Genomic DNA, 12,013 nt, shown 5'->3' with positions numbered 1-12,013 from the left:
GGTCAGTCGGACGACGGGAAGATGATCGGCGAGGGCTCGGGACGCTTCGCGACGATGTGATCACCGGATGACTCATGGCGAAGACGCCGCAGCACCCACGGAACCAGATGCTCCCGCGCCCAGCCGAGGTCTTCGGAGCGCGCCTCCCGCCAGGTGCGCAGCGGAAGCGGCTCGGGCTGCATGGACTCGAGGTCGTTGGGCACGTTGAGCGCGCGCAGCGCCATGCGGGCGACCTCATGATGGCCCAGCGAGTTGTAGTGCAGACGGTCGTCATCGAAGAACCGCATGTCCTGCACGACCTTGAGCGCCCACTGGTCGGCGACGATGCAGTCGTGGCGCTCGGCGATCGCGCGGACGTTCTCGTTGTAGATCGCGACCTTGCCGCGGAACGCTCGGAAGACAGGAGTGAAGGCGGTGTCGATCCCGGTGAACAGCAGCACGGCGGCACCCGTCGACGACAGGCGTGCGACGGCGTCCTCCAGCTGGACGGCGATGGCGTCGGGGTCGGTGCCCGGACGGATCACGTCGTTGCCGCCCGCGCAGATCGAGATCAGGTCGGGATGCAGCGCCACGGCGGGTTCGATCTGGTCGCGCACGATCTGGGCGATCAGCTTGCCGCGCACGGCGAGGTTGGCGTACGCGAAGTCGTCGACCTGACGCGAGAGCACCTCGGCGACGCGGTCGGCCCAGCCGCGGTGGCTGCCGGGCTGCGACGGGTCGGGGTCGCCGATCCCCTCGGTGAACGAGTCGCCGATCGCGACGAACCTCCGCCAGGGGTGCGGATTCTCGTTGTCGAGTTCCGGGGTTCGGATCGAATCCTGGTCTGTCATCCAGCTCTCCTTCGCGAACGAACGCGGCCCATGTGGGGCGGCCACGCAGTGACCGAGCCTACTCGGGTGCGTGGGCTGTGGGGAGGACGCGCGCGGCGGATCGCGTGAGCGTGCCGAGTGTCGGCGGCAGCGATTATCGTTGACTCGATGCTTTCTCCGTCCTTCCCCCAGCGCGCCCCCTGGGGTACTGCGAACAAGCTGCGCGCCTGGCAGCAGGAGGCGCTCGAACAGTACTTCCAGGCGGATCAGCGTGACTTCCTCGTCGCGGCGACACCCGGTGCAGGCAAGACGACCTTCGCGCTCACCCTCGCGGTCGAGCTCATGCGCATGGGGGAGGTCAACCGGATCATCGTGGTCGCGCCGACCGAGCATCTCAAGACGCAGTGGGCCGATGCAGCAGCGCGGGTGCACATCCGTCTGGATCCCCGGTTCCGCAACAGTCATTGGGCGCCGGCGCGGCATTACCACGGCGCCGTCGTGACCTACGCGCAGGTCGCGGCGAAGTCGTCGGTCCACCGTCATCTGACCGAGGATGCGAAGACCCTCGTCGTCCTCGACGAGGTGCATCACGGCGGAGACGCCCTCAGCTGGGGTGATGCGATCCGAGACGCGTACGGGCCGGCGAAGCGCCGACTGCTGCTGTCCGGGACGCCCTTCCGCAGCGACACCGCACCGATCCCGTTCGTGGAGTACCACCCTGACGAGTCCGGTGCACGGATCTCCCGCACCGACTACAACTACGGCTACGGTCGCGCCCTGGCCGACGGCGTCGTCCGCCCCGTGCTGTTCCACATGTACGCCGGCAAGATGCGATGGCGCACGAGCACCGGAGACGAGCTCGAGACGCATCTCGGGCAGGACAACACCAAGGACGTGACCTCGCAGGCCTGGCGCACGGCGCTCGACCCCGAGGGCGAGTGGATGCCGGCTGTGCTGTCCGCAGCCGATCGTCGTCTGACCGAGATCAGGCATCACGTTCCGGATGCCGGCGGCCTGGTGCTCGCGACCGATCAGACCGTCGCGCGTGCCTACGCCAAGATCCTGCACAGCATCACCGGTCAGCAGCCGACGATCGTCCTGTCCGATGACGCGACGGCCTCCGAACGCATCGAGAAGTTCAGCAACAGCGAGGACCGCTGGATGGTCGCGGTGCGCATGGTGTCCGAGGGGGTGGACGTGCCGCGCCTCGCGGTCGGCGTCTACGCCACGTCGTCGTCGACGCCGCTGTTCTTCGCTCAGGCCATCGGCCGATTCGTGCGAGCACGCCGCCGTGGCGAGGCCGCGAGCGTATTCCTCCCTCAGGTGCCGGTCCTGATGGGTCTCGCGAACGAGATGGACAAGCAGCGCGATCACGCGCTCGACCGTCAGTCGAAGGACGACGACGGGCTCGAGGACTCGCTGCTCGACTCCGCGAACCGCGAGGACGACGCGTCCGACGCGCTGACCCAGGAATTCAGCTATCAGGCGCTCTCTTCGGTTGCACACTTCGACCGGGTCGTGTTCGAGGGCCAGGAGTTCGGTCAGCTGGCCGAGCCGGGCACCCCCGAAGAAGAGGAGTTCATCGGCTTTCCCGGTCTTCTCGAGCCCGAGCACGTGCACGAGCTCCTGATGCAGCGACAGGCGCGGCAGACGCGACTGCGAGAGACGAGAGAAGCCGAGGCGGGTCCCACCGAGACGACGACGCTCCCTGCGCCCCTGCACCGCACGCTGCGCGAGCAACGGCAGCTGCTGAACAGCCTCGTTGGGCTGTACGCCCGTCAGAAGGGCGAACCGCATGGTGCGGTCCATGCCGAGCTGCGCCGGATCTGCGGCGGACCAGCAGTCGCCCAGGCGACCGTGACGCAGCTGCAGTCCCGTATCGACGTACTCCGCAAGCGCGTCCGCTCCTGAACCCTGGCGTCGGTTCGGAGACCCGAAAAGCTGGCAATACCGACGCCGGGGGCGACCGAGACGGGCTCCCGAAGCTAGCGTTGAACGGTTGCCCCGAGAACGGGGACCGTCGATCAGGAGACTTCATGACAGCCCCCGCTGCCGCCGAGCCCACCGCCGCAGACCGCCGCCGCTGGGCGCGGTACCTCGTCGAGGAACGCGCCGAAGGACACGTGTACCAGAAGCTCGCGAGCCGACGCACGGGTGAGGAGCGTGAGATCCTTCTCAGCCTCGCCGACGCCGAGCGGCGCCATGAGCAGCACTGGCTCGATCTGCTCGGCGCGGAACCGGTCCGATTGCCACGCGCCGGCATCCGCTCCCGCCTCCTCGGCTGGATGGCGGGCCGCTTCGGATCCATCTTCGTGCTGGCCCTCGCGCAGAGCGCCGAGGCACGTTCACCGTACGACTCGGAGCAGTACGCGACGCCGGCGATGCGCGCTGACGAGAAAGTGCACTACGAGGTGGTTCGCGGTCTCGCTGCGCGGGGTCGGCGTCGCCTGTCGGGCTCGTTCCGCGCAGCGGTCTTCGGGGCCAACGACGGCCTCGTGAGCAACCTCGCGCTCGTGCTCGGCATCGGCGCCACGGGCGTCAGTTCGGGTTTCGTCCTGTTCAGCGGCATCGCAGGCCTGCTCGCCGGCGCGCTGTCGATGGGAGCGGGGGAGTTCGTGTCCGTGCGGTCTCAACGAGAGTTGCTCGCGTCGACGGAGGCCAACGAGGATGCCGCGGCATCCGCCGCCGACCTCGACATCGATGAGAACGAGCTCGCTCTGGTATACCGGGCGCGCGGGATCGGCCAACAGGAGGCTCTGGAGCGCGCACGGCGCATCGTCGATGCCGCGCGCGCCGGCGTGGAACGCACCGCCACAGGGCCGGTCCACGTCCACGCCGGAGACGACCACGAGATCGTCGGCAGCGACTGGACCGCTGCGATCTCGAGCTTCCTGCTCTTCGCATCCGGCGCGATCATCCCCGTGCTCCCGTGGCTCTTCGGGCTCGAGGGGACCACAGCGGTGGTCGTCGCTCTCGTGCTCGTGGGCATCGCGCTCCTGTCGACGGGAGCGATGGTCGGCATCCTGTCCGGAGGGCCGCCCCTGCGTCGTGCGCTGCGTCAGCTGGCGATCGGTTTCGGAGCCGCAGCGGTCACGTACGTGCTCGGTCTGGTGTTCGGCGTCGGCGCGGTCTGACAGGCGCCGGCCCGACCGCGTCGGACAGGACTCGACGATCCACGCGAGTCCTGTCCGACGACACGGCGACATCGGAAACGAAGAAGGCCCCGGATATCATGTGGATATCCGGGGCCTGTCTGTGCGCGGAGGGGGACTTGAACCCCCACGCCCTTACGGGCACTACGACCTCAACGTAGCGCGTCTACCATTCCGCCACCCGCGCAGGTGTTGGATGTTCGTTGCCGAACGAAGATTTACATTAGCACGAGCTTCGGGGCACTCAGAAACCGACGGCGACGCCCGGGCGCGCCACGGCCTTTCGATAGCCTGGACTCCATGACTGACGTGTCTCTGCCCGAGGTGGTTCGCATCGCGCGCGACCTGATCCGATTCGACACCTCGAACTTCGGCGGGGGCAACGCGAAGGGCGAGCGGGAAGCGGCCGAGTACGTCGGCGCCTATCTGCAGGATCTCGGCCTGGAAGTCGAGTACTACGAGCCCATCCCGCGGCGCACGAACGTCATGGCGCGGGTGCCCGGACGCGACCGGAGCAAGCCGGCGCTCGTGGTGCATGGCCACCTCGACGTCGTCCCGGCCATGGCCGAGGACTGGACCGTCGATCCTTTCGCGGGCGTCGTCAAGGACGGCATGCTCTGGGGGCGGGGCGCCGTCGACATGAAGAACATGAACGCGATGATCCTGACGGCGGTCGGCGACCTGCTGCGAGCGGGCGAGCAGCCCGAACGCGACCTGGTGCTCGCCTTCTTCGCCGATGAGGAGAACGGCGGAGTGGAGGGATCGGCTCTCGTGGTGCAGAACCGCCCCGAGTGGTTCGAGGGCGCGACCGAGGCGATCAGCGAGGTGGGCGGCTATTCGATCACGGTCGACGATCGCCGCGCCTACCTGCTGCAGGTGGGGGAGAAGGCGCTCATCTGGATACGCCTCGTGGCGAAGGGCCGCGCCGGCCACGGAAGCCGTCTCCACGACGACAATGCGGTCACGAAGCTCGCGGAGGCCGTGGCGGCCCTGGGTCGCACGCGGTGGCCCCTGCGACTCACTCCCACCACCGAGGCACTGCTGCAGGGCTTGAGCGATCTCACCGGGCGCTCCGTCGACGACCCGGATGCCCTCGCGGCGGCTGCAGGGCCCGCCGAGGCCTTCCTCCGTTCGTCGTTCCGCACGACGACGAACCCGACCGCCCTGTCCGCCGGATACAAGCACAACGTGATCCCCGAGCGTGCCGAGGCGCTGATCGACGTGCGGGTGATCCCCGGAACCGAAGACGACGTGCTCGCAGAGCTGCAGCAGATCGTCGGCGACGAGATCGAGATCCAGACGGTGGTGCGGGACATCGGCATGGAGACGCCTTTCGACGGCGAGCTCGTCGAGGCGATGGTCGCGAGTCTCGGCCGGCATGACCCCGGTGTGCCGGTCATCCCGTACCTGCTGGGTGCAGGAACCGACAACAAGGCGCTCGCGTATCTCGGGATCACCGGGTACGGGTTCGCGCCTCTCCGGCTTCCCGCAGACCTCGACTTCACCGGGATGTTCCACGGGGTCGATGAGCGGGTGCCCGTAGAATCGCTTGTCTTCGGTCAGCGGGTGCTGGCCGATCTGCTGCGCACGTATTGAGCTCTCGGCTCCACGTCCGCGCACCACGACTCAGAAAGCTCCTCCATGCACTTGTTCGAAGCGCTCATCCTCGGCATCGTCCAGGGACTCACCGAGTTCCTCCCGATCTCCTCCAGCGCCCATCTGCGCATCCTCGGCACCTTCCTGCCGTCGGGCGAGGATCCCGGTGCCGCGTTCACCGCGATCACCCAGATCGGCACGGAGGCGGCGGTCGTGGTGTTCTTCTGGCGCGACATCGTGCGGATCATCGCGCAGTGGTTTCGGTCGCTGACCGGCAGGGTCCCGCGCAGCGATCCGGATGCGCGCATGGGATGGATGATCATCATCGGCAGCATCCCGATCGTGGTCCTGGGGCTGCTCTTCCAGGACCAGATCGAGACCGTCTTCCGCTCCCTCTGGATCGTCGCGATCATGCTGATCGTCTTCGGCATCCTGCTCGGGATCGCCGACCACGTCGGCGCGAAGCGGCGCAAGCTCGATCAGCTCACCTACCCGCACGGCATCGCGTACGGCTTCGCGCAGGCTCTGGCGCTGATCCCTGGAGTCTCGCGCTCCGGTGGAACGATCACGATGGGACTCTTCCTCGGCTACGAGCGTGCCGCTGCCGCTCGCTACGCGTTCCTGCTCGCGATCCCCGCCGTGTTCGGCAGTGGCTTCTACCAGGTGTTCAAGAGCTGGGACGAGCCGTCGTTCTTCTCCTTCGGAGACACGCTCGCGGCGACGGGCATCGCATTCGTCGTGGCGCTCGGCGTGATCGCGTTCTTCATGAACTACATCTCGAAGCGGAGCTTCCTGCCGTTCGTGATCTACCGCATCCTCCTGGGGACCGTCCTCCTGGTGCTGCTGGGGACCGGCGTCATCGCGGCGTGATGACGAGGGCCCCGGCGACTACCGCTTGTGGTCGCCGGGGCCGTCGCCACGGCGCTTGAGATAGCGCTCGAAGGCCTGAGCGATGGCATCGCCCGACGCATCGGGGGAGTCCCACGTGTCGCGCGTGCGCTCGAGCTGATGGATGTACTCGGTCATGTCCTCGTCGTCCGCGGCGGCGGCATCGATCGATGCCTCCCAGGCGGCGGCCTCGGTGCGCAGGTGGTCGCGAGGCACGTCCACGCCGGTCAGCTCCTCGAGCCGATCGAGAAGAGCGAGGGTCACCTTGGGCGACGGTGTGGCGGAGGCGACGTAGTGCGGCACGCTCGCCCACAGACTGGCGGTCGGAATGCCGGCGCTCTCGGCGAAGTGCTCGATGACGCTGAGAATTCCGACGGGGCCTTCGTAGAGCGAGCGCTCGAGGCCGTGCGCCTCGCGGACCTGCTCGTTCTGGCTCGACGCGAAGATCGAGATGGGGCGGGTGTGGGGCACGTCGGAGAGCATCGCGCCGAGCGTCACGAAGCCCGTGATGTCGTCGCGGAGAGCGACGTCGATGAACTCCGACGCGAAAGCCTGCCAGGTGCGCGCAGGCTCCACGCCCGTGAGGATCCAGAACTCGGGACCGGGACCCGGGTCGCGCGGGCGCCAGAGTCCGGCTTCGGGCCAGGTGAGCTGGCGACGCCCTTCGACGTCCATCTTCGTCGCAGGGCGCGTGTACTGGTAGTCGAAGTACAGCTCCGGGTCGATCGAGTGCACGAGGTCGTAGTCCGTCGTCTCGCGCAGTGCGGCGACCGCGCCGCTCGCGGCTTCCCCTGCGTCGTTCCACCCGTCGAAGGCGACGATGACGATGCGTGAACCGAGGCCATCCATCGTGGGCTCCCTTCGTGGATTTCGGATCGGTATCCCTCCAGGCTAGTCCGACGGCGCGGGGACAGGGTGGACCCACGGGTAACATGGTTCGGTGAGCAGACAGCCCCGCGCGATCCTCTGGGACATGGACGGAACACTCGTCGACACCGAGCCGTACTGGATGGCGGCCGAGACCGCGCTGGTCGAATCCTTCGGCGGCACGTGGACCCACGAGGATGCGCTTCAGCTCGTCGGCAACGGACTCATCGACAGCGCGATCATCCTTCAGAACGCGGGCGTCGACATGGATGCCGAGGCGATCATCTCGCTCCTCACCGACGGCGTGCAGGATGCACTGCGCACGCAGGGAGTGCCCTTCCGGCCCGGCGCCCGCGAGCTGCTGCAGGACCTGAGGTCAGCGGGGATCCCCACAGGACTCGTCACGATGTCGCTGCGTCGCATGGCGCTGAGCGTCGTCGACCTGATCGAGTTCCAGGCCTTCGACATCGTCGTCGCCGGCGATGATGTGACCAACCCGAAGCCCCACCCCGAGCCCTACCTCCACGCGGCATCCCTGCTCGAGATCGACATCGCCGATGCTGTGGTCATCGAGGACTCGCCGACCGGGCTCCGCGCGGGCATCGCATCCGGCGCCGTCGCCCTCGGCGTGCCGCACATCGTCTCGCTCGATCACGTGGGCGCGCATGAGCTGTGGCCGAGCCTCGAGGGGCGCACCGCCGCCGACCTGATCGAACTCTTCGACCGAAAGACCTCCATGACGGGAGCCACCCGATGACCGACACCACCTCACAGCGGCCGAGCGGGCCGTTCCGCGAGGGCGATCGGGTGCAGCTGACCGGCCCCAAGGGTCGCCTGCACACCGTGACCCTCCGAGAGGACGGCGAGCTGCACACGCACCAGGGCGTGCTCCGGCACCGCGACCTCATCGGTCTGCCCGACGGCTCAGTGGCCCCAAACAGCTCGGGACACGAGTACCTCGCGCTCCGGCCTCTGCTCCGCGACTTCGCGATGTCGATGCCGCGCGGCGCCGCGATCGTCTACCCCAAGGACGCCGCGCAGATCGTGATGCAGGCCGACATCTTCCCCGGTGCCGTCGTGGTGGAAGCGGGTGTCGGGTCCGGTGCCCTTTCGCTCTCGCTCCTGCGGGCCATCGGTCCGGTCGGCCGGCTGGTGTCGTTCGAGCGTCGTGAGGACTTCGCCCAGGTCGCACGGGGCAACGTCGAGACCTTCTTCGGCGAGACGCCGGACACCTGGGACGTCGTGGTGGGAGATCTCGCGGATGCGCTGCCGACGGAGTTCCCGGCGGGCACGGTCGACCGTGTCGTACTCGACATGCTCGCGCCGTGGGAATGCATGGATGTCGTCGCCGACGCACTCACCCCCGGCGGCGTCGTGCTGTGCTACGTGGCCACCGCCACGCAGCTCTCGCGGGTGGCCGAGTACCTCCGGAGCACGGGCCTGTTCACGGATCCCGAGGCGTCCGAGACGATGGTTCGCGGCTGGCACGTCGAGGGTCTCGCCGTGCGACCCGATCACCGGATGGTGGCGCACACCGGCTTCCTCCTCACGGCTCGTCGGCTGGCGCCGGGCGCCGTGGCCCCACAGGTGAAGCGCAGGGCATCGAAGAGCAGCTACGGCGATGCGGATGTCGAGGCGTGGACGCCGGGGGCTGTCGGCGATCGCGAGATCAACGACAAGAATCTGCGCAAGCGGGCGAGAGAGGCCGCGAAGGCCGCTGAGGGCGCCCGTCTCGCCGCCGGTTCGCGCGAATCCGAGCCACCGACGGAATAGACTGGAGCGCGTGCGTAAAACGTCCGCCGTTCTGGCAACCATCAGCCTCGCCGTCCTCACTCTGACCGGATGCGCCTCGGCGCCCTCGTTCGCCGGTGATGCGTGCGATCGGGCGGCGGCATCGACCGCATCCGTGAAGGATTCGGTCACCGTCGAGGGCGACCTCGGAGAGGCTCCGGACGTCACCGTGTACAGCCCGGTGAAGGCGGACGAGACGTCCTTCGCCGACGTGGTGACCGGCGAGGGAAACACCCTCACCACCACCTCCCAGCCGATGGTGCTCGACATCGCCTTCTATGGCGGCGAGAGCGGCGAGAAGCTCTACGAGTCCGAGTTCAACGGCGACCCGAGCCGTGTACACAGCATCTCCTACTGGGCAGAGCGGTCCGCCGGTCTCGAGACCGTGCTGGAGTGCGCGACCGGAGGCAGCCGGATCGTCGCGGTGCTGACCCCCGAGGACTTCGGCGAGGCGAATGTCGAGGCCTTCGGTCTCGAAGAGGATGAGAACGTGGTCGCCATCATCGACCTCCAGGATGTCTACCTCGCTCATGCCGAGGGCTCATCGCAGTTCAACGACGCCCGGGGCCTGCCGACCGTCGTCCGTGCTCCCGATGGCACCCCCGGAGTGATCATCCCCGACAGCGACGCCCCCACCGAGACCGTCACTCAGACGCTCATCAAGGGTGACGGGGAGAAGGTCGAGAAGGAATCGACCATCGTGACCAACATCATGGCGCTCGGATGGGACGACAAGACGGTCACCTCGAGCACGTGGGGTGCCGAGCCCAACATCGGCCCCGCGGCGAAGGAGCTCGTCGGCGCGACGATCGGCTCCCAGCTCCTGGTCGTCGTGCCCGAGGCAGACGGAAACCCGGCGACCGCGATCGTGGTCGACATCCTGGGCGTCGTTCCCGTCCCGGAGCAGTGATGGCGGCCCGTATTCCCGCGGAAGAGCGCCTGACGAATCTCGTCGTGGCGCTCATGGCCACGGAGATCGGGCTCACCAAGCAGCAGATCCTCGACAACGTGTCGGGTTACCGTCAGCGCGCCGATGCGGGCGTGCGCTCGGATGCACTCGAGAAGATGTTCGAGCGCGACAAGGATGAGCTGCGCACTCTCGGCGTCCCCGTCGAGACGATCGGGGATCAGGCCGATCCGAATGACCTCCGCGAAGCGCGATACCGTATTCCGCAGGCGGAATACGACCTGCCCAGCGATATCGAGTTCACGGCCGCCGAGCTCGCCGTGCTGCAGCTGGCGGGGAGCGTGTGGAGTGCCGAGTCCGCATCCGGCGACGCCAAGGCCGGCGTGCGCAAGATCCGGGCGCTCGGGATCGACGGCGACGAACCGATCATCGGGTTCGCGCCGCGGATCACCGCGCGCGATGCCGCTTTCCCTCCACTGCAGGATGCCATCGAGAAGAGCCGCGTGGTCGTCTTCGACTACCTCAAGCCGGGGGAGGGCGCACCGCGGCGCCGCAGCATCCGCCCGCTCGCACTCGTCGACTATGAAGCGAGATGGCACGTGTTCGGCGTCGATGTGGACATCGAGCAAGACCGCATGTTCCTGCTCAGCAGGATCGTCGGCGATGTGAAGATCACGGCGAAGGCATTCGACCCTGCGCTGCGCGAGGGCGCGGGGGAGCGTGCCCTGGCCGGTCTCGAGCGCGTCGCCGCTCAGAACTCTGCGCTGCTCGAGGTCACACCCGGCACCGAGGCGTCGCTGCGGCTCGGCCGCCGGGCGACTCCGGCGGCGACCCAGGGCATCCTCGTCCCGTTCGTGGACCTGCACATCTTCGCCGACGAGCTCGCGTCGTACGGTCCCGAGGTGCGGGTTGTCGAGCCTGCGGAGCTCCGCTCGGCCGTCGTCGATCGCCTGACCGCGGTCGTGGCGACGAATTCGGATGCGGGGGAGGTCCGATGAGCGCCCGAGGCAAGCCGCTGCTCGCCGCCGACCGAGTCCGCGTCTATCTGACTCTGGTGCCCTATCTCCTCGAGCACGGACAGGTCTCGCTCGCCGAGGCGGCTGCCGAGTTCGGTGTGACCTCGACGGAGATGCGGCAGATGGTCGAGAAGCTCACGGTCATCGGCCTGCCCGGTGATTCCGGCTTCTGGCAGCAGCCGCAGGAGATGTTCGACATCAACTGGGACCTCCTCGATGAAGAGGACATCATCGAGATCACCAACGATGTCGCTCTGCGCCGGGTTCCTCGATTCACGGCCCGAGAAGCCGCCGCGCTCCTCGCGGGCCTGCAGATGGTCGCGGCCGTGCCGGCGGTCTCCGACTCGGGATTGGTCAGCGGCCTCATCTCGAAGCTCTCGCGGGGCGCGGCCGATGCGCCGGCCGAGGTCGTCGTCGCACCCAGCGCCGTCGACGAGGTCCGCCAGGTGGTGTCGAGGGCCGTGCAGAACGGCGTCGCCGTGTCGTTCACGTATCGGGCCCCCGATGCCGCGCCCACGACGCGCACCGTGGATCCCGTGCAGGTGCTCATCACCAACGCGCAGTGGTACCTGCAGGGGTGGTGCCACATGCGACAGGCCATGCGCACCTTCCACCTGGATCGCGTGAGCGATGCCCGGCTGACCGACATCCCGATCACGCACGCGGGCGAGCACGTCCCTGAGGCCTTCTCGGCCGTCGAGGACGAGGGGGAGGTGCGAGTGCGGGTGCCCGAGCGGATGGCGCCCCTGCTCGGAGACTTCCTGACGGCCGACAACTCCGACGCCAGCGATGGGATCGTCACCGTTCGGCTGCATCTCGCAGACCCTCGGGGAGTGAAGCGACTGGCGGCGAAGTTCGGCGGCGCCCTCGAAGTGGTGGATCCCGGCGTCGCTCGAACTGCGGCGCGGGAATGGGCTGCGGCCGGACTCGCCCTGTATCGCCACCCCGAAGGCGACAACGCCCGTTAGACTTTCACCAAACGACGAA

General features: G+C 68.1%; 11 protein-coding genes and 1 tRNA gene. 9 read left to right on the top strand and 3 right to left on the bottom strand.

Annotation, left to right across the window (positions count from 1 at the left end; translation table 11 throughout):
• Positions 1-2: 2 nt before the first annotated feature.
• Positions 3-830: an SGNH/GDSL hydrolase family protein gene (locus tag AB0P11_RS06990; RefSeq protein ID WP_053096053.1), complete on the bottom strand. Its 828-nt coding sequence runs from the start codon at positions 828-830 to the stop codon at positions 3-5.
• 147 nt (positions 831-977) lie between these two features.
• Between AB0P11_RS06990 and AB0P11_RS06985 the strand changes: the two genes are divergently transcribed.
• Positions 978-2,720, top strand: coding sequence for a DEAD/DEAH box helicase (locus AB0P11_RS06985; protein ID WP_072591269.1), 1,743 nt, complete (start codon positions 978-980; stop codon positions 2,718-2,720).
• 125 nt (positions 2,721-2,845) lie between these two features.
• Positions 2,846-3,943, top strand: a complete 1,098-nt coding sequence (locus AB0P11_RS06980; RefSeq protein ID WP_072591270.1) for a VIT1/CCC1 family protein — start codon at positions 2,846-2,848, stop codon at positions 3,941-3,943.
• Between the two features lie 122 nt (positions 3,944-4,065).
• On the opposite strand, the gene AB0P11_RS06975 is transcribed toward AB0P11_RS06980, so the two are convergent.
• Positions 4,066-4,148 (bottom strand) — tRNA-Leu (locus AB0P11_RS06975).
• Positions 4,149-4,261: 113 nt separating this feature from the next.
• Here AB0P11_RS06975 and AB0P11_RS06970 point away from each other — a divergent pair.
• Both AB0P11_RS06970 and AB0P11_RS06965 read left to right on the top strand, forming a co-directional pair.
• Positions 4,262-5,557 (top strand): M20/M25/M40 family metallo-hydrolase, encoded by a 1,296-nt coding sequence (locus AB0P11_RS06970; RefSeq protein ID WP_056278716.1) that lies wholly within the window; start codon positions 4,262-4,264, stop codon positions 5,555-5,557.
• 45 nt (positions 5,558-5,602) lie between these two features.
• The gene (locus AB0P11_RS06965) at positions 5,603-6,427 is read left to right on the top strand and encodes an undecaprenyl-diphosphate phosphatase (RefSeq protein WP_053096057.1); all 825 of its coding nucleotides are present in this window, start codon (positions 5,603-5,605) and stop codon (positions 6,425-6,427) included.
• A gap of 18 nt (positions 6,428-6,445) precedes the next feature.
• Here AB0P11_RS06965 and AB0P11_RS06960 read toward each other — a convergent pair whose 3' ends face one another.
• Positions 6,446-7,294, bottom strand: coding sequence for a PAC2 family protein (locus AB0P11_RS06960; RefSeq protein ID WP_363520766.1), 849 nt, complete (start codon positions 7,292-7,294; stop codon positions 6,446-6,448).
• A 91-nt stretch (positions 7,295-7,385) separates the two neighbouring features.
• Here AB0P11_RS06960 and AB0P11_RS06955 point away from each other — a divergent pair, with 91 nt between their 5' ends.
• Genes AB0P11_RS06955 through AB0P11_RS06935 form a run of 5 tightly spaced genes read left to right on the top strand, consistent with a single transcriptional unit; the run spans position 7,386 to position 11,994 of the window.
• Positions 7,386-8,069: an HAD family phosphatase gene (locus tag AB0P11_RS06955; protein ID WP_072591272.1), complete on the top strand. Its 684-nt coding sequence runs from the start codon at positions 7,386-7,388 to the stop codon at positions 8,067-8,069.
• Positions 8,066-9,085 (top strand): tRNA (adenine-N1)-methyltransferase, encoded by a 1,020-nt coding sequence (locus tag AB0P11_RS06950; RefSeq protein WP_363520763.1) that lies wholly within the window; start codon positions 8,066-8,068, stop codon positions 9,083-9,085. Before AB0P11_RS06955 ends, AB0P11_RS06950 begins: the two co-directional genes overlap by 4 nt.
• 10 nt (positions 9,086-9,095) lie before the next feature.
• A complete protein-coding gene (locus tag AB0P11_RS06945; RefSeq protein ID WP_056278717.1) occupies positions 9,096-10,013 on the top strand; it encodes a hypothetical protein in 918 nt (305 codons plus the stop codon).
• Positions 10,013-11,008 (top strand): WYL domain-containing protein, encoded by a 996-nt coding sequence (locus AB0P11_RS06940; RefSeq protein WP_056278718.1) that lies wholly within the window; start codon positions 10,013-10,015, stop codon positions 11,006-11,008. The genes AB0P11_RS06945 and AB0P11_RS06940 overlap by 1 nt, the downstream gene beginning before the upstream one ends.
• Positions 11,005-11,994, top strand: a complete 990-nt coding sequence (locus AB0P11_RS06935) for a WYL domain-containing protein (RefSeq protein WP_363520759.1) — start codon at positions 11,005-11,007, stop codon at positions 11,992-11,994. The genes AB0P11_RS06940 and AB0P11_RS06935 overlap by 4 nt, the downstream gene beginning before the upstream one ends.
• Positions 11,995-12,013: the final 19 nt, after the last annotated feature.

Source organism: Microbacterium sp. NPDC079176, assembly GCF_040686675.1.
Lineage (GTDB): Bacteria > Actinomycetota > Actinomycetes > Actinomycetales > Microbacteriaceae > Microbacterium.
Note: the sequence above shows the minus strand (reverse complement) of the source record. Positions and strands in the feature narration are given on the sequence as shown.

Excerpts from the sequence above, each read along its gene's own strand:
- AB0P11_RS06970 (WP_056278716.1), top strand. The coding sequence starts at position 4,262 with ATGACTGACGTGTCTCTGCCCGAGGTGGTTCGCATCGCGCGCGACCTG.
- AB0P11_RS06990 (WP_053096053.1), bottom strand. The coding sequence starts at position 830 with ATGACAGACCAGGATTCGATCCGAACCCCGGAACTCGACAACGAGAAT.
- AB0P11_RS06940 (WP_056278718.1), top strand. The coding sequence starts at position 10,013 with ATGGCGGCCCGTATTCCCGCGGAAGAGCGCCTGACGAATCTCGTCGTG.
- AB0P11_RS06985 (WP_072591269.1), top strand. The coding sequence starts at position 978 with ATGCTTTCTCCGTCCTTCCCCCAGCGCGCCCCCTGGGGTACTGCGAAC.
- AB0P11_RS06980 (WP_072591270.1), top strand. The coding sequence starts at position 2,846 with ATGACAGCCCCCGCTGCCGCCGAGCCCACCGCCGCAGACCGCCGCCGC.
- AB0P11_RS06960 (WP_363520766.1), bottom strand. The coding sequence starts at position 7,294 with ATGGATGGCCTCGGTTCACGCATCGTCATCGTCGCCTTCGACGGGTGG.
- AB0P11_RS06935 (WP_363520759.1), top strand. The coding sequence starts at position 11,005 with ATGAGCGCCCGAGGCAAGCCGCTGCTCGCCGCCGACCGAGTCCGCGTC.
- AB0P11_RS06950 (WP_363520763.1), top strand. The coding sequence starts at position 8,066 with ATGACCGACACCACCTCACAGCGGCCGAGCGGGCCGTTCCGCGAGGGC.
- AB0P11_RS06965 (WP_053096057.1), top strand. The coding sequence starts at position 5,603 with ATGCACTTGTTCGAAGCGCTCATCCTCGGCATCGTCCAGGGACTCACC.